Origin of the sequence: Hymenobacter psoromatis (assembly GCA_001596155.1) — a bacterium.
Taxonomy (GTDB): Bacteria; Bacteroidota; Bacteroidia; order Cytophagales; family Hymenobacteraceae; genus Hymenobacter.
Genome location: CP014771.1, coordinates 2,107,940 through 2,128,346, shown reverse-complemented (window position 1 = coordinate 2,128,346; position 20,407 = coordinate 2,107,940). Strand labels below are relative to the sequence as shown.

Genomic DNA, 20,407 nt, shown 5'->3' with positions numbered 1-20,407 from the left:
CCATAAAAGCAGCCCCAGCCGCACTAGCGGCCGGAGCTGCTTCCATTATAACCTACTTACCGCCTACCCCCCCGTCGGCGCGGCCCCGTCCTTACCCAACGCTTGCTTTTCCTCGCGCCGCAGCTTGGCGGCCGCGCTCTTGCCATAGCTGGCATCGTCGATGCGGCGGGCTTCTTTGAGGCGGGCGTAGAGCAGGGGGTGGGCGTCGGCCAGCAGCTCGGTGCCGGCTTGCAGCTCTTCGGTGAGGAAGTCGTCGGTGGCTTTGAGGGCGTTGCGGAAGGTGAGGCCGCTGATTTTGCGCTGCTCGATGCTGAGCTTGGGGGCGGGTAGGGCGGCGGCAAACGCGGCGGCGGCGGTTTCCAGCGTGGTTAGGTCCGCGGCGGTGATGGCGTAGGGCTGGAGGTCGGGGAGGCGCTGGCGGGCGAGCCGGAGCACGTCGGCGGCTTCGGCGGCGAGGGCCGGGCCGCTGAGGCGGCTGTAATCGGAGCGGTGAATGTGCAGGCTCCGGGCGGCTTCGAGGTCGCCTTCTTTTTTGAACAGCAGCAGCAGGGCGCTGGCGCAACGCACTACGCCGGGGATGAGGGCGGCACTTAGGTCGTCTTTGATTTCGGTGGCTCCGGCGGAGGTTTGGCGCTGCTGGCTGCCCAAGGCGGGCAGCAGCCGGGCCAACTCCTGCTGGTAGGTGGCTACGAGGTCGGCGAAGGCGGGCACGGTGGCGATTTCGGCGGTGGCTTCCAGGAGGACCTGATTGTATTTCTGGTGGCGTTTGAGGCGGGCGTTCTGGCTGCGGTTCATGGGCGGGTAAGTAGTAAAATGGAGCAGAAAAGCAATTCGCAAAGATGCATACCCGGCGGGGAAATTACCACACCAGTTCTTCATTTAGTGGCTTGATTTTCATGAAAAAGCCCCCTGACTGGCGGAAAAGCTGTTTTGCTACTACTATGACCGGCAACGGACGCCTGGACTAGGATGAAACCAATCCAAACCAGAACGCGAACTAAATGAACAGGTCTGCGAACGAGTTGAACAGGCAGGCAAACAATTTGCATTAGGATGTGAATTAGATGAAATAGGATAAAATTGACTCAAAGAGTGACGCGCATGACTTAAAAAGTCGTATGCATGGCTCGAAAAGTCAGGCGAACGACTGAAAGAGCTGTCCGTCTGACACCTGCTACCCTGCTTCTGGCGGCAACTACGCTACTACGGGTAAATCCTCCAGCTTTTGCCCGACCTTTGCGCCCACTTATGCTGGGTTCCTACTCCCGCGGCTTCTGGCTGATGTGCCTGTCGTCGTTCTTGTTTTTTTTGTCCTTTAATCTGCTGCTGCCTGAGTTGCCGCAGCACCTGGCCGACTTGGGCGGGGGCGAGTACAAGGGCTTCATTATCGCGCTGTTTACGCTCACGGCGGCTATTTCGCGGCCATTTTCGGGCAAGCTCGCCGACACGGTGGGGCGCATCCCGGTGATGGTGTTTGGCTCGCTGGTGTGCTTCATCTGCGGGTTTTTCTACCCCTGGGCGCTCACGGTGAGCGGGTTTTTGCTGCTGCGGCTGCTGCACGGCTTCAGCACCGGCTTCAAGCCCACGGCCACGGCGGCGTTCGTGGCCGACATCGTGCCGATGGCGAAGCGCGGCGAGGCGATGGGCCTGCTCGGCGTGACGGGCAGCCTGGGCATGGCCGCCGGCCCGGCCCTGGGCTCGTGGGTGGCCACGGCGTTCTCCCTGAACACCATGTTTTACCTGTCGAGCGCGGCGGCGCTGCTCTCGGTGCTGGTGCAGGGCACGCTCACCGAAACCCTACCCCCCGCCCAGCGGCGCAAGTTCAGCTTCTCCTTATTAAAGCTCAAGCTGGATGAAATTCTGGAGCCGCGGGTGCTGAGCCCGGCGCTGGTGACGCTGCTGTGCCTGTTTCCCTTTGGCGCGGTGCTCACCGTGATACCCGACCAGAGCCGGCTGCTGGGCCTCACGGGCTCCACTAAAGGGCTGTTTTACATCTGCTACACGGTGGCCTCGCTGGCGGTGCGGCTGGGGCTGGGCAAGGCCAGCGACACCCACGGGCGGGTGCCGGTGCTGCGCTGGTCGGCGGGCATCCTGGCCGGGGGGCTGGCGGTGCTGGTGTGGTCGCCGTCGGTGCCGGTTTTTTTGCTGGGAGCGGTAATATTTGGCCTCGGCACGGGGCTGAACTCGCCCACGCTCTACGCCTGGACCATTGACCTGAGCGACCCGGAGCGGAGGGGTAGGGGCGTGGCCACCATGTATATTGCCCTGGAAGTGGGCATCGGGCTGGGGGCCGTGCTGGCGGGCTGGATTTTTGATAACCAACCCGGCCGCCTACCCTACGTGCATGCCCTGAGCCTGGCCAGCGTGCTGCTGGCCATCGCCTATTTGCTGCTGGTGGTGCGCCCTACCCCCGCCCATTCGGCCAGCGTCGCCGAGGCCGCCCTGGCTGCCCAGGCCGAAGCCGTGGCTTCCCCCGAAGAAGTGGTGTAGAAACTGCGGCGGGAAAGTTGGTAAAGTATTTGCCACCACGTACTTTTACCCGGCCGGCGTGGGCTTTATAGCCTCGCCTTTCTGATTCTCCCTTTTTTCTGGTTTATGAAGCAAACGCTACGTGCGCTTGCGCCCTGCTCCGCAGCGGCGCTTCTTTTGCTGTTATGCCCGGCCGCCGGCCGCGCGCAGCAAGCCCCGGTGAAGCCGGTCGAAATAAAATTCGGCAAGCCCGAGCCCGCTGATTTTGAGGCTAAAAACTTCGTGGGCGACAGCGCCGCCGGGGCCGTGGTGCTCTACGACTACGGCAATACCCGCTTCCGGCTCAATGGCCTGAGCTTTCAATTGGAATCGGAGCGCACGACGCGGATTAAGATTCTCAAAAAATCGGGCTACGACGTGGCGACCGTGGAGGTGCCCCTCTACCACAAGGACCAGGACGAGGAAAAAATCGTGAACCTGAGAGGCTTCACCTACAACGAAGTAGGTGGTAAGATTGAGAAGGTGAAGCTCGAAACGAGCAAGGCTTTCACCGAGGAGCGCACCAAGAATACGCGGGTGCGCAAGTTTACGCTGCCCAACGTGCGCGAGGGCGCCGTGATTGAGTATTCGTACACCGTGACTTCGGATTTTCTGTCGCAGTTTCAGGACTGGACCTTTCAGCGCGAAATTCCGACCCGGTGGAGCGAGTTTCGGGCCAGCATTCCGGAGTATTTCGACTATAAAATGCTGATGCAGGGCTACGAGCCGCTGGCGCTGCAAACCAAGGAGCAAACCGCTACCCAGTACCTGGCCACCGAGCGCGTGGAGGTGGGCGACGGTGGGGGCGGCCTCAACGGGCAAGGGAGCCACACGGCCTCGCACTCGGATGCCATTACGGCGCAGGCCACTAACTACCACTGGGCCATGCAGAACGTGCCCGCCCTGCGCGACGAGCCCTACATGACCACCATGCGCGACTACGTGGCGCGCATCAACTTTGAGCTGGCCGGCGAGCGGATGCCCGGCGGGGCTTACCAGAACGTGCTGGGCACCTGGACGAAAATCAACGCGGAGCTGCAAAACGAAGAAAACTTTGGCGGTCAGCTGGGCCGGTTGGGCTTTCTGGATGCGGCCCTGAAACCGCTGATAGCGCAGTATCCTGACCCGGCCGCCCGCGCCGCCGCCGTGCGCGAGCTGGTGATAAAAGGGATGAAGTATGACGGCACGACCGGCTTTGTGGCCAGCGGCTCGCTCAGGAAGAGCTACGAGCTGCACCGCGGCACGGCCGCCGACATAAACCTGCTGCTCATCGCGGCGCTGCGCCAGGCCGGGCTGCCCGCCGAGGCCGTGCTGCTGAGCACCCGCAGCCACGGCCGCGTGGACCAGAATTTTCCGCTGCTTCAGCAATTCAACTACGTGATTGGCATGCTGCCGCTGGCCGATGGCAAGGAGCTGCTGCTCGATGCCACCGAGCCGCTGCTGCCCTGCGGCGTGCTGCCCACGCGCTGCCTCAACCAAATTGGCCGCCTCGTGGCCAACAAGGAAGGCGAAGGCCGCTGGGTGAGCCTCACGCCGACCCAGAGCCGCAACCACTTCCAGCAAGTGCAGCTGAAAATAGATGAGCAGGGCAACCTGACCGGCCAGGTGCACGAGGAGCACGGCGGCTACTCGGGGGCGTCGGCCCGCGAGCGCTTGCAGCAGCTGGGCGAGAAGAAATACGTGACCGAGCTGGCCAGCCAGCACCCCGGTTGGGAAATGCCGAGCTACAAGTTCAGCGAGGTGAGCGAGGTGGGTAGGCCGCTGGCCCTGAACTATGAGATGCGCCAGCCGGCCAGCACGCCCGGCGCGGCCCAGGAGCTGTACGTGAGCCCGTTGGCCTCGTTTGGTGACGGCGAGAATCCCTTCCGGCACCCCGACCGCACCTACCCCGTCGATTTTGGCGCGCCGACCCAGGATGTTATTCTGGTCACGCTGACCCTACCCCCCGGCTACGCGGCCGAGCTGCCCAAGCCTGCCGTGATAGAGCTGCCCGACAAGGGCGGCCGCTACATGTACTCGGCCAGCACTACCGCGCCGGGCACGGTGCAGCTCCTCAGCCGCCTCACGCTCACCAAGCCCGTGTATGGGGCTGAAGAGTATGCGTCGCTGCGCGAATTCTACCGCCTGGCTCTGGCCAAGCAGGCTGAAGCGCTGGTACTGAAAAAGAACTGACTAAGCGCAGTTCAAGGACGAACGCACTTATTTAGCTTCTATGTTTAACGAACCGCTTATTGGCTGGAAAAATTATTGGCCGGCCGTGATGGCAGCGGGCTGGCTGCTGGCCGTGGGGCCGTGGGCCGCGGTGGCCCAAACGGCGGCACCGCCTACCCCCGCCCCGCTGCCGCTACGCTTTGGCCAGCCCGAGGCCAAAGACTTTGAGGCCCGGAACTTTGTGGGTGATAGTGGGGCCGTGGCCGTGGTGCTGTGCGACTATGGCACGGCGCGCTTTGGCAGCACGGCCGGCGAGCTGAGTATCATCTACGAGCGGACCACGCGGATTAAGATTCTTAAGAAAGCCGGCTACGACTACGCCACCGTGGAAGTGCCGCTGTACCATAACGGTGGCAGCGCGGAGAAGCTCAACAACCTGCGCGGCTTCACCTACGTGCGCGGGGCCGATGACAAGCTCCTCAAAACTAAGCTGGAAGCCGGTAATTCTTTCGAAGAGAAGCGCAGCGACCACCTCACCGTGCGCAAGTTTACGCTGCCGGGCGTGCAGGAAGGCGCGGTGATTGAGTATAGCTACGTCGTTACGTCCACGTTTTTCAGTAACTACCAGGACTGGACTTTCCAGCGCGAAATTCCGACGCGCTGGAGCGAATACCGCACCAGCATTCCGCAGGTATTTCATTATAAGGTGCTGTATCAGGGGTACTCTCCACTGAGTGTCAATGAAGTAAGCAAAGGCTCGGTGAGCCTGCTGCTGACCGACCGGGTGCAAAGCGGCCCGCTGACCGGTACGGACGTGGGTAACAACAGCATTAGCATGAGCACCGAGCAGCATCGCTGGGTGCTGCGCGATGCGCCGGCGTTTCGCGCCGAGCCCTACATGACGACGGCCAACGACTACCTGCCGCGCATGACGTTTGAGCTGGCCGGCGAGCAGTGGCCCGACCAGGAATACCGCGACCTGACCGACAGCTGGACCAAGAAAAACAAGCTGCTGCTGGAAGACGAGTTTTTTGGGCAGGCGCTGGAGCACGGCGGCTTTCTGGCGGCCGTGGTGCAGCCGCTGGTGGCGCAGTATCCCGACCCGGCGGCCCGCGCGGCGGCCGTGCGCGAGCTGGTGCTCCGGAGCGTGAAGTGCGACGGCACGGCGCGCTACCACGCCACTACCCCCCTCAAGCGCAGCTACGAGCTGCACCGCGGCACGGCCGCCGACGTGAACCTGCTGCTCATCGCGGCCCTGCGCGAGGCGGGCCTTGCGACGCAGCCGGTGCTGCTGAGCACCCGCGTCCACGGCCGCGTGAGCGAGGAATATCCGCTGCTGGAGCAGTTCAACTACGTGGTGGCGCTGGTGACGCTGGCCGATAAGAAGGAGCTGCTGCTCGATGCCACCGAGCCGCTGCTGCCCGCCGGCCTGCTGCCCCGGCCCTGCCTCAACCAACTGGGCCGCGTGGTGCCCGAGCAGGGAGACGGCCGCTGGGTGAGCCTGGTGCCCGCCCAGCGATACAACCATTACCAGGAAATAAAGCTGGCCCTTGATGCCCAGGGCAACCTGAGCGGGCAGGTGCGCGAAGAGCACGGGGGCTACGCCGGGCTGGAAGCCCGCGAAAAATTACAGCAGCTGGGCGAGAAGAAATTCGTGGCCGAGCTGGCGGGCCAGCATCCCGGCTGGGAGCTGCCCAGCTACGCGTTTGGCGGGCAAGGCGAGGTGGGCTCGGCGCTGGCGCTGCGCTACGAATTGCGGCAGCTGGCCAGCACGGCCGCTGTAGCCAAAGAGCTTTATATAAACCCTTTGGAGCCGTTTGGGGAGCGGCAAAATCCGTTTCGCCACCCCGAGCGCACGTATCCCGTCGATGTGGGCATGATGCAGCAGGAGGTTATCAATCTAACGCTGACCCTACCCCCCGGCTACGTGGCCGAGCTGCCCAAGGCCGCCACGCTGGTGCTGCCCAACCAGGGCGGCCGCTACGTGTACGTGGCCAGCAGCCCCACGCCCGGCACGGTGCAGCTCATGAGCCGCCTCACCCTCGACAAGCCCGTGTATAGCGCCGACGAATACCAGGCCCTGCGTGAGCTATACCGCCAGATGCTGGCCAAGCAGGCCGAGGCGCTGGTGATTAAAAAGGGTTCGTAGTTTTTGAGTTTCTGGTTGAATTGACAAATTAAATTGGCATACAGCTTCAGGCGTTTTTAGCCCGCAGAAGACGCAGAGGTTTGCGCAGAAGACGCGGAAGCAAACGGCTCCCCGTAGGCTAATTTAAAAGGTTACTTCACCTGGTTCTTAGTTGAAGGCTATTTGTCATTGCTTCGCTTGCCATGATAGATGACTAATAAGAACAGTTGTAAACGACAGATTAGTAGTCATTAGTCATTAATTCCCCTATGTTCCTCCCTGTTTTCTCCTCGCTGGTGCTGCTGGGCGCGCCTACCCCCAAGTATCCGGCTGATGCCATTGCGCCGGCCCTGCGCGAAAACGCTCACGTCGTGGTGCGCGCTTATGACGAGAAAGTGGTGGTGAAGTCGGCCAGCCAGCTCGTCAAGACTGTGCATCAGGTAGTGACGGTGCTCAGTGAGGCCGGGAGCGAAGAGTATGGCCAACTGGTGGTTGGCTACGATGCGCTCAACCGCATCAGCTACCTGCACGGGGCAGTATATGATGCCCAGGGGCTGCTGCTGCACCAGCTGCGGCCGGCTGAGGTGCATGACCAGGGCCTGGGCAGCAGCGGCGGCGACCTGATGACCGACGTGCGCGTGCGCTATGCCGACCTGCGCCAGCCCGCCACGCCCTACACCGTGGAGTTTGACTACGAGGTGGTGTCGGATAATACGCTGTTCTACCCCGACTGGCAGCCCCAGAGCGCCGAAAATGTGTCGCTGGAAGGAGCTACGCTGCAAGTAACTACGCCCACCGCCCTGCCCCTGCGCTACCAGGAGCAGCTGTTGCCGGCCGGCACCGCCAGCGCGCCCGTGGTGGCGGGCAGCCAGACTACCTACCGCTGGCAGCTGCCCGCCGCGCCCGCCGTGGAGGAAGAGCCGCTGTCGCCCTCGCTGGATGAGCTGCTGCCGGCCGTGCACCTGGCCCCGGCCACGTTCGAAGTGCAGGGCCACGCGGGGTCGATGGCCTCGTGGCAAAGCCTGGGCCTGTGGAGCTACCAGCTGGGCGAAGGCCGCGACGTGCTACCCCCCGCCCTCACTGCGAAGATGGCCCAGCTAATGGTGACTGCCCCCGATGCCCGCGAGCGGGCCCGTAAGGTGTATGAGTTTTTGCAGGGCTCGACGCGCTACATCTCGGTGCAGCTGGGCCTGGGCGGCTGGCAAACCGCGCCCGCCAGCAGCGTAGTGGCCGGCGGCTATGGCGACTGCAAAGCCCTGAGCAACTACACCCGCGCGCTGCTAAAGGCGGCCGGCCTGCCCGCCTACGTAGCCCTGGTGAAAGCCGGCCCCAACGAGCCCGACGTGCGGGCCGATTTTCCCAGCCGCCAGTTCAACCACGTGATTTTGTGCATGCCGCTGGCCGCTCACGGCAGCGCGCCCGCCGACACGGTGTGGCTGGAATGCACGAGCCAGACCGAGGCGTTCGGCTACATGGGCTCCTTCACCGGCAACCGCCACGCGCTGCTGCTCACGCCTGAAGGTGGCCGCCTGGTCGCTACCCCCCGCTACGGCGCCCAAGCCAACCGCCAGCAGCGCCGCACCGACCTCTGGCTCGACGCCACCGGCGCGGCCAAGGCCACGGTGCGCACCCGCCGCCTGGGCCTGGCGCAGGATATTTATGCCCAGCTGCTGCACGAGGTAGGCCCCGAAGACCAGAAGAAGTACGTGGCCAACCACTTGCCCCTGAGTCATTTTAACATCACCAGCCTGCGCATGGCGGCGGCCCCCACCACCGGCCCCGCGCCCCTGCCGGGCGTAGTCGAAACGCTGGGCCTGGAGCTGCCGAGCGTGGGCACCGCCGCCGGCCGCCGCCTGCTGCTAGAGCCCAACATCCTGGGCCGCCTGGCCGCGCTGCCCACTCAGGTGGGGCCGCGCACCGCGCCGTTGTCCTTACCCCCCGCCAAAATCTACCAGGATACCGTACGCCTGCACCTGCCGGCCGGCTTCCGCGCCGAAAACCTGCCCCAGCCCACGCAGCTAACCTCGCCCTACGGCACCTATTCCAGCGCCTGCACCACTCTGCCCGACGGCACGCTGCAATACGTGCGCCAGCTCGAAACCCGCCGCCCCGCCGGAGGCACGTCCCTACCCCCCGCCAACTACCCGGAGTACCAGAACTTTCGCCGCAAAGTCAACCAGGCCGACCACGCCCAGGTGGTGCTGGTGAAGACCGATGCGTAGGTAGGATTGATAATCTCGCAACTGCATGACGCCCGACGAGCTACAATTTTTGGAGGACTGTTCAGCGGCTAACGAGTTGCTGCTTTGTCGCAGCTGCATCCAGCAGACCCTACACGCCCACCAGCAGGTAGTAAGGGTAGCGCGCGAGTAGGAACAGAAATTCCCGTTAGGGGAGTTTGAACATGGCTGATGACTCAAAAAATGTCCGTTTTAAGGTATTTAAGGCAGTTTTGGATGCCGAGTGTCCTCCGCCCTGTGAAAGCATCTCATTTGGTTGTCTCATCAATCAGTGTTCCTTACTGACCACAATAGATGATTTCATGAGACAAAAGGGGCTCTTAAATGCTGAACTCTGACATTGTAAAAAGCCTAGCGGGAATTTCTGTTCCTACTCTCGCGCTACCTCTGTTTCTATACAGAGCACAAAAAAGCCTGCTGTGGTGAAGCAGGCTTTTAAAACTATGAGGAAAATAGTCAGTATTTTATCAATACTCTATTGTAGTCTATTTTCCCTTAGCTACCTGATAACGCATAACCCATTCTTTATACAAAACACTGTAAATGCCACCTCCTACTGCAAAGCAAATAACATCGATTATTTTATGCTTACTGAATGTAACAGCAAATGGACTTGCTAACAGACATGCAGATATAAAAGACGCTAGTAAAGCCCCAACTGCAAACAGTAACGGCATAGATTTTGACTTTATAGCGTTGGCTACAATGGAAATTATGTATGCAAATGGGGAATATAAAATCCATCCGTAGCAGGTTATTATAAACCAACCATAAATAAAGCTTTGGTAGAAAGGCGATTCCGCTGCACTAGCAAGCAATGCTGCAACAATACCTAATGATATAAAGAGGGAGAATGAAATTTTTATTGCTCCTTTCATACTGAGTTCAGTTACATGGAACAGTTGAAAGCGGACGACCATTTTGTATTGCAGATAGTATGTCTGCAAATTTCGGTCGATTCTCTGTAGGCGTACCCACTGAATAAGGATTGTTGTTAGGGTCGAGTAACAGCCCTGCGTTTCTCATTGCCTTCTCCCATAACGCATCTGCTGAAGTATACTGAATACCATTTGCAGTATTGCCTAGTCCTGTGAGCCAAGCAACAAACGCGTCAGCATTTCCTGTCAACCTATCAGCTCCTTGCGTGTAAAAGATATACCCTGAACCTATATCCTGTAAACCGAAAAAACGCGTTCCAGATACGGGATGGTCGCCAACATAGGGGTCATGAATGGTAGTAAATACCCAACTTACCTGATTGCTTGCCTGGGTGTATTCACTGCAAATTACCGCGCCAGGGTCACCGGGAATGCCTATTTCAAGTACAGTTCCTACCACGGAATGCGTCCACAGGTAAGATTCATCAACACCAGTATGAGTTGAAGGTGTAAATGGTGTACCCGTCAGACTACCCAAATTTAGTCGCAAATAGTCAGCAAAGCTGTTTAACGTTGTTTGCTGCCCATCGATTACCGGCAATGAGTTAAAGTATATAGAGTGATAATCTAAATTTATCACAGCTCCGCTTGCATCTCCAATACTCTGAACATAATATGCCCAGTTCACAGGTACTCCGCCCAGATTCATTCCATTACCGAAATTCAAACCAGATATTTTTTGCATAATTTGGGCCGATGGCTTGAAGGTAATTTGTTTTTTCCACCCATCATGCAGTCCAGGACAAGGACCGAACAGAGCCAGTGGATTATCTACTAGATAAGCAGCATTGGCTTGCATACTAGTAGTGCCATCGGTACTATTACCGCCGCCACCACCACTGTCTCCTGTTCCACCATAGTCACCAGGGCCAGAATATCCTCCCCCGCCCTGCGCAGAGAAGTCGGGGTTTCCATCATAGACGTAGTTGCCGCAATCTATGGTGTCTATGTATTCATCGTCTCCATTACCAGAGTTGTAATACGCCCCACAACCTCCATTCGAAGAGTTTGCAATTGGACTAGTTGGCAAAGTACCACTGCCGTTAATTACTTGCGGGGACGTAGCAGAGCCCCCCTTAAGATGACTGGAGCTGCCAGAAGGAAAAAACTTTAAGCGCACATTTCCGGTTAGCAGCTGTCCGTTTAGAAAGTGTTTCCCAGATATATAAACGTAGTCTAATGTGTACGCAATGAGGTACCCCTCGCCCTGGGTTGGCGCGGCTACCTGTCCCGCGTGGTAACTGCGGTAGAGACTGGTGAAGAGCGCCAGCGTGTCAACGGGCGTGTTCGTGCGACGTAACAACAACTCCAGCAGATTGCCGTCCAAGGCTTGGTCCTCCTTTTTAGTGACAACCAGGTAGCGTGTTCCTTGCCAGTGACCCGCAAACAGGGCCTGGGCCTGGTCACCGGCTAAGGGAACGAGGACAAGGGTCTGAGCACCATGCCCAACGGTTAGGGCACGGGGCCATATCAAGTGGGTATGGCGCAAAGGAGTCGAACCGCCCGCAGCTGTACGGCTGCTAGAGCCGTTGCTCAACGTGGCAGGTGACGTGCTGAACGTAGCGGCGTAGTGCTGCTGGTACCACGTCTGAACCTCGCTAATGGTAAGCTCCGGCACTTGTACGGTGGCGGTGGGGACTGGTAAGTCCGCCGAATGCCGGGAGCAGGAGAATAGGTAAGAGAACAGTAGGCCCGCTAACACGAGCCGTAAGTAGGTAGAGGATAGTCGCATATGGAAAAGGAGAAGAGGGTGTTTTCACGAGCAATGTACTATAAATTTTTGTATTTAGCGTTCAAGCTGCTTGAGAAAAGACTACTAAATTCTTGTTTATACAGAACAGAAGGTGACTTGGTAAAAAATATTACTTGAAAAATACCAAATTTGCCGTTCACCTTATGAACTAATGGTAGCTAAACGATTCTAAGGTTTGTCCGGGAATACGTGTTATGTAAAGGGATTTTTTCAGTAGAGAAGTAAGTAGAATTTAAATTTGACCCTGAAATACTCACAACTGGCCCTCAACCCAACAATAATCCTCACAGCCGATACCGCACCTGCGCCGTCACCTCCGAGCGGGCGTTGCCCTTTATCTCTTCCAGCCCCGAGCTGATAATAGTCTGGTGGCGGTAGCGCGTGTCGGCGTAGCGCAGCCAGATGGTAAAGTGCTTATTTAAAGTGGCTTGCAGCAGCGCGTAGGCCCGCGTGCCCTGGCCGTAGAGCGCGGGCGCGGAGATGGCGTATAGCACATCCTGCTCAAACATGTACTGCCGCGTGTCGTAGTCGTCGGTGTCGAACACGGCGTAGCGGGCGGCCAGGCTCACGCGGCGGGCCAGCTGCACGGTGGCGTCCTGGCTCAGCACGAAGCCGCTGCGCCAGGGCAGGTTGTCGTCGGCGCGCAAATAGCTGGCTTGCAGGCGGGTGCGCAGGCCCAGGCGGGGGGTAGGCTGCACGTCGGCGTAGAACAGCAGCGAGTGGCGCAGCTGCTGGCCGGGCAGCGGCACTGGCCGGCCCAGGTTGCTGGGCAGGTCGAGGGGCTTGAGGCGGGCGCGGTACTGCACGTAGAGCAGGCCGGTTTTGCTGGGCGTGAAGGCCACCCGCAGCAGCGCGTCCTGGCCGTGGCTGGGCGCGCTCACCCGGTAGCGCAGCCACGGAAACCGAAACTGGTCGAAGTACGCCGACACTTCCCAGTGGGGTAGGGGCCTCACTTTCAAGCCAATATAGAGGCCGCTCTCGTTGATGTTGCGGGTGTTTTCGCTCAGCGCATTGCCGTAGAAGGTGTGAAAATCAGCGTCGTAGTGCCGCACCAGCAGCGAGGCATCCACATCAGGCCCCAGGCTGGCGAGCACGCCATTCACGGTGCCCAGGCCGCCGCCGCTGCTGCGCCCGCCCTCGCCAAAGAGCAGCAGGTTGCGCCAGCCGTAGCTGTAGTGTGCGCCAATGGCCAGGTTGTTCTTTCCCTGAAATTCATAGCGGTTATAAGGTTCAGGCCGCTTTTGATACGCCGTGCCGTAGTGCGTGCCCACCGCCGTGAGGCCGAAGCTGAGGTTGCCGCCGGGGCCGCGGTAGCCGAGGTGGCCGCCGCCCACGGTTTCGGCCAGGCGCTGGCGGTTGGCAATTTCGGTGGCCGTGCGGTGCAGGCCCGTCAGCAGCAGGCTGGTGCTGAATTCGTCAAACTGCGCCAGCGAGTCGGTGGTCTGGCGGGCGTTGGCGTCAATGTTTTTGCGCGAAGCGAAGGCCGTGGCCTCCCAGCGCGGCGCGAGCTGATACGTAGCCGCCGCGCCCCGAAAAAACGTGTTTTCGAGCAGCGCCGCGTAGGGCCGCACGCCCAGCGACGCCCGGCGCAGCGAGGTCACGGTTTCGCCGCCCTTGCCCAGCGCCAGCCCCGACGACAGTAATAAGCCCTGCCCAAATTGCAGCTGGTAGTCGCCCAGGGCCAGCGTCTTCAGCCGGCCCTGCTCGTAGAGCACGACGTGCGCCGACAAAAAATCGGGGCCGAACTGGTTCCGCGCCGGCCGCCAGGTCAGCGGCTCGCCCGCGTCTTTTTCGGCCGTGAAACCCAGGCTGAAATCGTGGGCGTGGCTCACGCGGTAGCGCAGGGCTACGGCATCGGGCGAGCCCAGGTAGCGTAGCGTGGGCCGCCCCTGGAAGGTATCGACGGCCGAGTAGCCCTTGCGCTGCTGCAACACGCGCTCGTAGCGCAGCATAACGGCGTTATTCTCCTCCTTTTTAATGCGTTGCCCCAGCGGGCCGCGCCCCGCGTTGGGGTTGGTGCCGGCCACCGTGACGAAGGGCGCGACCCGCTCGATGGTGCGCACGGTCCAGCCCGGCACGGCCTGCAGCTCATACACGCTCAGCAGCGGGCCGGTGCGGCGGCGGTGCAGCAGCAGCGCTGCCACCTGCGCCTCGCTGAGCAGGGGTAGGGCGCGCAATTCCTCGGGGCCGGCGGTGTTGAGGTTGAGCGGCGACTGGTAAAAATTCAGCAGCGTACCGTACAGGTCCTCGTAGGGAATCTGGTCCGATTGAATTTCGGCAAACAGTTCCTGCGCTATCCGGTCCAGCTCGGGCGCGCGCCGCGGAAACTCCTGCGCCGCCGCGAGGGGAATAATTAAAAATGATAAAATAGAAATTAAAAATCCGGGTAGGAGTTTGTTCATGGAAGCTTTTTGGATAGTGTAAGTACCCGTTGCTAATTAACTTATGTTAAAGAATGGTCATGCTTCGACAAGCTCAGCATGACCATTCTTTTTTAATTCATAATTCATAATTTTAATTTTTAATGGCCTCCTTCCCCCACTGCCAGCTCACGCTGAAATACTGGCTGAGGCCCAGCTCGTTGTGCCAGCCGGCCGCGTAGTCGAGCTGCCAGTCGCCGGCGCGCAGGCCCACGCCGGCCGTGCTCTGCTGGCTCAGGCTGGCGTAGCCCAGGCGCACGGCCACGGCGGGGGTAGGGAGGTACTCGATGCCGGCCTTGAAACCCACTGCGCGCTCCACGTCTTTTTCGGCTTCGCCCAGCAGCAGCACCTGCTTGCCGGGGCGGTAGGCCAGGCCGGCGCGCAGCACGGTGGGCACGCGCTCATCTTGGTAATCAGCTAGTTTAGCCTGCGTGATGTTGTAGAGGTACACGCCCAGCGTGAGGCGCTGAGGCAGAATATCGGCCTGCCCGCCCAGCGACGCGGCCAGCGCGCGGCGGCTGCCCAGGTCCTGCAAGCTCACCTGCAGCGCGTCGAGCCGCCCGCCCACGCGCACCACCCCCAGCCCGTAGCCGTAGGCCGCGCCCACCCGCGTTTCGTTGTATAAAATGCCGCCAAACCGCTGGGCTTCAACCCCCACCACGCCCCGGCTGGCGCGGGCGGGCAGGCCGCCCGCCGCCGGCTCCACCACGCCCAGCGGCAGCGCCAGGGCCACTGCCGCCACGTTGAGGCCTGGAATGAGGTAGCGATTCTCAAAATACGCGCCCGCCGTGGGCCGCGTGAGGCTGCCCAGGCCGGCCGCGTTGTTGGCTACCGCCCACACCTCGCCGCCCAGCGGGGCCGAGGCGTTGCCCAGCGCCTGCGCGCGGCCGCCGTGCCCGGCCGGGCCGTTGCCCTGCGCCAGCAGGGGTAGGGGAACGGTAAATAAGAATAAAAGGAAAAAGTATAAATGTCTCAGCACAAACACTAAGTAGCAGATAAAAGCCGAAATGTACTGGCAAGATGGCGATTTGGTGAATATTTATGGGCAGAAGCTGCGCTTTATTTTCGGGCCGGGTATGTACTGAGCAACCACGGCGTTGGCCCCGCCGAACTTTGCTCCCTTGCCGTTGCTTATTGCGCTATGTTTCGCCGCTTGCTGCTGCTGCTGGTGCGCTTCTACCAGCTGTTTATTTCGCCGCTCACGCCGCCGAGCTGCCGCTACTCGCCCACCTGCTCGGCCTACGCAGCCGAGGCCATCGGTAAGTATGGGGCGTGGCGGGGGGGTAGGCTGGCGCTGCGGCGCATCGGGCGCTGCCACCCGTGGGGCGGCGCGGGCTACGACCCGGTGCTGTAGGGCGGTGGCACTTAGCCACTGGGGCGGGCTTTGCCGTACAAGCGGGTCGTATGCTGTATATCCCGCTCTTTATCCGCCCGCTGCTGGGGGTTTTGCTTCTTACTTCTTCCTGCTCGTCGGCCGAGGGTGAGCACGTTGCCAACGACGCCGGCCAGCCGCAAAGCACGGCCCAGACCCACCCCGGCAAAAAGGGCAAAAAAGGCCATAAAAAGCACCAAGTGGACGAAACTGGAAACTTGCCCAGCGGCCTGCGCCGCGTGGGCCGCCTCACCGATGGCATCCGGGAAAGCTCGGGGCTGTGCGCCGCGCCCGAGGCGGGCACGTATTTCACCTTCGGCGACGATGGCAACCCGCCCACCGTGTTCCGGGTGGATGCCACCGGCCAGCAGGTGGGCGAGTTTACGCTGGGCGCGCCCAACCACGACTGGGAAAGCCTGAGCCGCGACCCCAGCGGCAACTACTACATGGGCGACTGCGGCAACAATAATTCCGACCGCCAGAACCTGGCCATCCTGCGCTTTCGGCCCGCCGCGCCCAGCCAGGTCAGCAAAATCAACTTCAACTACCCCGACCAGACTGAGTTTCCGCCCAGCAAAAAGAACCGCAATTTTGACTGTGAGGCCAACCTCTGGCACGATGGCCAAATCTATCTGTTCACCAAAGACCGCGGCCAGCAAAGCACCTGCAAGGTTTACACCGTGCCCGACCAGCCCGGTAATTACACTGCCAAGCTCATCGCCAAGCTCGTTATTCCGGGCGAAGTGACCGATGCGACCCTCTCGCCCGACGGCCACCGCCTCGTGCTGCTGGCCCGGCAAGAACTGTTCATTCTGGACGGTAATTCCTGGGATGCTATTCTAAAAGCGACGCCGCGCCACATCAGCCTCGAAGGCGCCGGCCAGACCGAAGGCGCCGCCTTTAAAGACCCCAAAACCCTGCTCATCACCACCGAGCAGGGCGACGTGTACGAGCTGCCGCTGTAACAGGGAGGTAGGGATTAATAAGCAGGCAAAAAGTATAAAAAGAACGTCATTCCGAGTTTGCCGAGGAATCTCGCTCGCCTCGTGGAACGACATCCGAACGAGGCGAGCGCGATTCCTCGGCAAGCTCGGAATGACGTTCTCATTCCTCGATTACTGCCGATTAACTGCTTATTGGTAAGCTGCTTGCTTAATTATGATTTAGTAGCAGGCGCAGCCGCGCGGGCGGCGGCTTCCTCCTCGGCCAGGCCGCGCGGGGCGTAGCCGTAGGGGTTCTTGGGGTCTTTGCCGGCGCGCAGCAGCACCCATAAGCCAATGAGGATGAATGGAATACTGAGCAGTTGCCCAATGTTGAGGTGGTACTGCGCGATGATGCCCGTTTCCTGCGACACCTGGTTTTCTTTTAGATATTCCACCAAGAGGCGGAAGGTGAAGAGCAGCACCACAAACAGCCCGAAGAGCAGCCCGCGCGGTGTGCGCTCCTTGTATTTATTCCACAAGCCGTAGAGAATGACGAACAGAAACACGCAGAACAGCGACTCGTAAATCTGGGTGGGATGGCGCGGGACGGCCATTTCCATGCCCATCGCGGGCGCGGTGCCGGCGGGCAGCACTTTGGTGTGCTCCTCGCCGTTGGGCAGGTGGCTGCGCTGCACCAGCACCGCGCCGGGGGGTAGGGGCGTCACGGGCGTTTGCAGGTGCTCCGTATCGCGCGGAAACACGAAGGCCCAGGGCACATTGGTAGGCTTGCCCACGATTTCGGAGTTCATCAGATTGCCCAGCCGAATGCACGCGCCCCCAATCGCCACCACAATCACGATGCGGTCGAGCACCCAGAGGTAATCGAACTTATTGCGCACGCTAAAAATGAACACGGCCAGCAAAATGCCAATCGTGGCCCCGTGCGAAGCCAGCCCGCCGTGCCAGATTTTCAGAATTTCCCACGGATGCTCGCGGTACGAAGGCCAGTCGTAGAAAAAAACGTGGCCCAGCCGTGCGCCCAGCACCGTGGCCACCACCATGTAAAACGTGAGAACATCGACCCAATAGGGCCGCACGTCCTCTTTTTTGAACATATCGGTAATGACAAACGAGCTAATGACGAAACCCGAGGCAAACAGCACGCCGTACCAGCGCAGCAGCAGCGGCCCCAGGTGGACAATAATGGGGTCGGCAGTCCAGGTAATGTAAGCGAGTGGTCCGGTCATGGGTAGCAGAAGAGAAAGAGGGTTCAAAGGTACTTCTTACCTCGGGCTTGTCGTTTTTTGAGCGCCGTGGCGGTTGGTTCAGCAGTTGGGATTGAAGCCGGGTAAGCCGCGCCTGGCCAGCACCGCCGCAAAGCAGGGGGGTAGGGGCGGCCGGCCGGGCCGGTAGCTATGGGCCGGGTTGGCGGCCGGGGGTAGGGCCGCGCCGTCGCCGCTCACGGCCAGCATCAGGGCGGCCAGCAGAGCCAGGTAAGCGGGGCGACGCGCCCAGGCCGGCAGCCAGCCGCCCGCCGCAGTAAGCCCAGAAGTGAGCCGGCTATGTACGCGGGCGTAAAAAAACGGTCGGGGCTGGACGTTGGCTTGCGCCCGCAGCTGGCGCATCAACGCGTCCCACTCCTCCTCGGAGCCAGGGCGAACGGCTGGATTAGACATGGCTAGAGCGGGAGTGAAGGTGTCGGCGCAGCGTCTGCCGCGCCCGAAACAGCAAGGATTCGACCGCCGAAACCGTGGTATCGAGCACGGCGGCAATCGCTTCGTAGCTTAGCTCCTGCTCGTGGCGCAGGGTAAAAGCCACCTGCTGCGGGCCGGGCAGGCGGCCAATGTGATGCAGCAGCAAAGCCAGCTGCTGCTGGCCTTCCAGCAGCGCCAGCGGGTGCGCGTGGTCGGGCGGCTCGTGCAGCACCTGGTTGTCAAAGCCCAGCAAGCTGGTGAAATAGGCAAAACGCTTCTTGGCCTGCAGGCGGCGGCGGTGCTGCAAGGCCCGCGACGTGGCCAGCCGGTAGAGCCAGGTGCTCAACGCCGCCTCGCCCCGAAACCGCGCCACCGTTTGATACACCTCCACAAAAACCTCCTGCGCCACGTCTTCCGCCTCCTCCGCCGACCGCAGCAGCGAAAAGGCCGTGCTGTAAATACGGTCCTGGTAGCGCGCCACGAGGGTGCGAAACGCGGCCTCGCTGCCCTGCCGGAGCTGCGCTACCAGCTCGGCATCGGCCGTGGCGGCGCGGCCACTGGCACAGTATGGCGGGGCGGGGGTAGGGAGCAGCGAAAGGCTAAGCGCCATAAAACCAAAGCGGCAAGTCCGGTTAAAAGAGTGCGCAACGCCAGCCGTTCGGGGGGCTAACATTACGCAGGCTTAAGTACTCGTGCAGAAGTAAACAGGTATAAAAAGAACGTCATTCCGAGCTTGCCGAGGAATCTCGCGTGCGTCGTGGAGCGAGGCCCGAATGATGCGAGCGAGATTCCTCGGCAAGCTCGGAATGACGTTCTTTTGATACCATTACTTTTGACTGACTACTTAGGAGCCAGCCGGCCGGAATACTTGCGCGGCTTTAGGTTATTAAGTGATAAAGTGTTGGGTAGTAAGCTATTTTATTTTGGAACTGGCAGGTTTAGGCCACTACGCGGCCTGCCAGTGATGAAAAGCTTTGTCAAGACTAAGAAGTGAGGACTCGCAGAGTTCACGCTTCGGCGAGGTAGGCAAGCGGGGCAGTCATGGACGCAAAAATATATTCGCTTAGCTAGGGCTTGTCCTCTACAAGTTGGGCCAGTACCCGGCTGTCAGCGTAAATTTTGGCGATGAAGGGCCGGGGGTAGCCTGAGCAAAGTCGCGCATCGCGGGTAGTGCTTTCGTGATGCAATCAGCTATTCGCTGGCCGTTTAACTTCTTGGCCACCAGCACGAAGCTACCTACCCCGCTACTTAGAAGGGCTGCTTTCTCCAGGTTGTTGTAGCTGCTATTCTGGTCCAGCGTCAGCACCAGCCAACCCGCTCGCCCGGCGTGAGCCAGCCACTCCGTATCCAGCGTGGCTTGCGGAAAAACAGCGTCGTGCCGGATAAAATCAACGCCCAGCTCGCGGAGCGCGGTCATCAGTAGATTTACCGAGGCACCTCGGTCCAGGAAAAGCGTGAAATCAGGCGGCCACTCCAAGCTCATAGCGCAAAGCTTCCTCAACAGCCGCTTCCGTCAGGTTATAGTCAACTGTTAAATCGCGGATGGAATCGCCGGCCCGGTAGCGCGACACGATAATATCGACCGCGATGCCGGAAGCAGCCAACACCGGCCGCCCAAACGAAATCGCAGGGTCAACCGCTATCAGCATGGGCGATTGGCTGACTTCCGCCGCCGTTTCCGCATCGGCCCGGTAGAGAGGGTAAAGCCGCCGGGGAAAGCCCGCCGCGTCGCGCTCAATCCGCTGTAAATAAGCAGCTACTAACTCCCGAATGGCCACCTGCCATGTCGCGAGGCATTGCTGAGCACGTCTAATTCGCGAATGAATAAATCAACGCCGTCAGTTTCAACTTGCTGCTCGGCCAATGGGTAGTCGGTGCCCGCGTTTCTGCGCACGAACTGCACCGCCTGGCGGACTTTGCTCAACGGAATGCGATGCAAACGCCGAATGGCAGCCAAAACGTGCAGCTCCACCAGATTCAGAAAAGACAAGCCGGCTTTGCCTGGCTGCCGCACCAGCAGGCCCGTTCCGGCGGCTGCCCAACGGGCCGTAGTTTGCAGCGGGAGCCCCGTCAAATGCGCGGTTTGCTGCACCGTGTACAGCGGCAGCCGATAAGCGGCTTGGCTGGCATATAGTTCCTGAAGCGCGTCAGACATAGGTATAAGTAGCAATAGGGCGCGAATGTACGAGTTTAATGCACCTTTCCAAGGCACCCACGCTAGTGGCTGTCGCCAGTAAATACTCCAAAAAAACCTGGAATTTGATGCGGATGCCCCAGCGT

General features: G+C 60.4%; 13 protein-coding genes and 2 pseudogenes. 6 read left to right on the top strand and 9 right to left on the bottom strand.

The window, feature by feature from the left end:
• Positions 1–63: 63 nt before the first annotated feature.
• Positions 64–795, bottom strand: a complete 732-nt coding sequence (locus A0257_09055) for a hypothetical protein (GenBank protein AMR27231.1) — start codon at positions 793–795, stop codon at positions 64–66.
• Positions 796–1,248: 453 nt separating this feature from the next.
• Between A0257_09055 and A0257_09050 the strand changes: the two are divergent.
• From A0257_09050 to A0257_09035, 4 genes and pseudogenes are all read left to right on the top strand, one after another.
• Positions 1,249–2,400: pseudogene (locus A0257_09050) on the top strand (MFS transporter).
• A 246-nt stretch (positions 2,401–2,646) separates the two neighbouring features.
• Positions 2,647–4,680, top strand: coding sequence for a hypothetical protein (locus tag A0257_09045; GenBank protein AMR27230.1), 2,034 nt, complete (start codon positions 2,647–2,649; stop codon positions 4,678–4,680).
• Between the two features lie 40 nt (positions 4,681–4,720).
• Positions 4,721–6,808, top strand: coding sequence for a hypothetical protein (locus A0257_09040; GenBank protein ID AMR27229.1), 2,088 nt, complete (start codon positions 4,721–4,723; stop codon positions 6,806–6,808).
• Positions 6,809–7,056: 248 nt separating this feature from the next.
• Entirely contained in the window at positions 7,057–9,009 is a 1,953-nt protein-coding gene (locus A0257_09035; protein ID AMR27228.1) for a hypothetical protein, read from the top strand.
• Between the two features lie 2,993 nt (positions 9,010–12,002).
• Here the strand turns inward: A0257_09035 and A0257_09030 are convergent.
• Together A0257_09030 and A0257_09025 are read right to left on the bottom strand one after the other, a co-directional pair.
• Positions 12,003–14,120, bottom strand: coding sequence for a hypothetical protein (locus tag A0257_09030; GenBank protein ID AMR27227.1), 2,118 nt, complete (start codon positions 14,118–14,120; stop codon positions 12,003–12,005).
• Between the two features lie 112 nt (positions 14,121–14,232).
• Positions 14,233–15,123 carry a hypothetical protein gene (locus A0257_09025; protein ID AMR27226.1) on the bottom strand — a complete coding sequence of 297 codons (891 nt, stop codon included), beginning with the start codon at positions 15,121–15,123 and terminating at the stop codon, positions 14,233–14,235.
• A 156-nt stretch (positions 15,124–15,279) separates the two neighbouring features.
• Here A0257_09025 and A0257_09020 point away from each other — a divergent pair, with 156 nt between their 5' ends.
• Both A0257_09020 and A0257_09015 read left to right on the top strand, forming a co-directional pair.
• Complete coding sequence (locus A0257_09020; protein AMR27225.1) at positions 15,280–15,492, top strand: membrane protein insertion efficiency factor YidD; 213 nt, start codon at positions 15,280–15,282, stop codon at positions 15,490–15,492.
• 50 nt (positions 15,493–15,542) lie between these two features.
• Positions 15,543–16,475 carry a hypothetical protein gene (locus A0257_09015; GenBank protein ID AMR27224.1) on the top strand — a complete coding sequence of 311 codons (933 nt, stop codon included), beginning with the start codon at positions 15,543–15,545 and terminating at the stop codon, positions 16,473–16,475.
• A gap of 272 nt (positions 16,476–16,747) precedes the next feature.
• Here A0257_09015 and A0257_09010 read toward each other — a convergent pair.
• From A0257_09010 to A0257_08985, 6 genes and pseudogenes are all read right to left on the bottom strand, one after another.
• Positions 16,748–17,680 (bottom strand): annotated as a pseudogene (locus A0257_09010) (hypothetical protein).
• A 78-nt stretch (positions 17,681–17,758) separates the two neighbouring features.
• Complete coding sequence (locus tag A0257_09005; protein AMR27223.1) at positions 17,759–18,109, bottom strand: hypothetical protein; 351 nt, start codon at positions 18,107–18,109, stop codon at positions 17,759–17,761.
• Positions 18,102–18,656 (bottom strand): RNA polymerase subunit sigma-70, encoded by a 555-nt coding sequence (locus A0257_09000; protein ID AMR29692.1) that lies wholly within the window; start codon positions 18,654–18,656, stop codon positions 18,102–18,104. The genes A0257_09005 and A0257_09000 overlap by 8 nt, the downstream gene beginning before the upstream one ends.
• A gap of 552 nt (positions 18,657–19,208) precedes the next feature.
• A complete protein-coding gene (locus A0257_08995; protein AMR27222.1) occupies positions 19,209–19,610 on the bottom strand; it encodes a hypothetical protein in 402 nt (133 codons plus the stop codon).
• Positions 19,588–19,905 carry a hypothetical protein gene (locus A0257_08990; GenBank protein AMR27221.1) on the bottom strand — a complete coding sequence of 106 codons (318 nt, stop codon included), beginning with the start codon at positions 19,903–19,905 and terminating at the stop codon, positions 19,588–19,590. Before A0257_08990 ends, A0257_08995 begins: the two co-directional genes overlap by 23 nt.
• A complete protein-coding gene (locus A0257_08985; GenBank protein ID AMR27220.1) occupies positions 19,887–20,282 on the bottom strand; it encodes a hypothetical protein in 396 nt (131 codons plus the stop codon). The genes A0257_08990 and A0257_08985 overlap by 19 nt, the downstream gene beginning before the upstream one ends.
• Positions 20,283–20,407 lie beyond the last annotated feature (125 nt).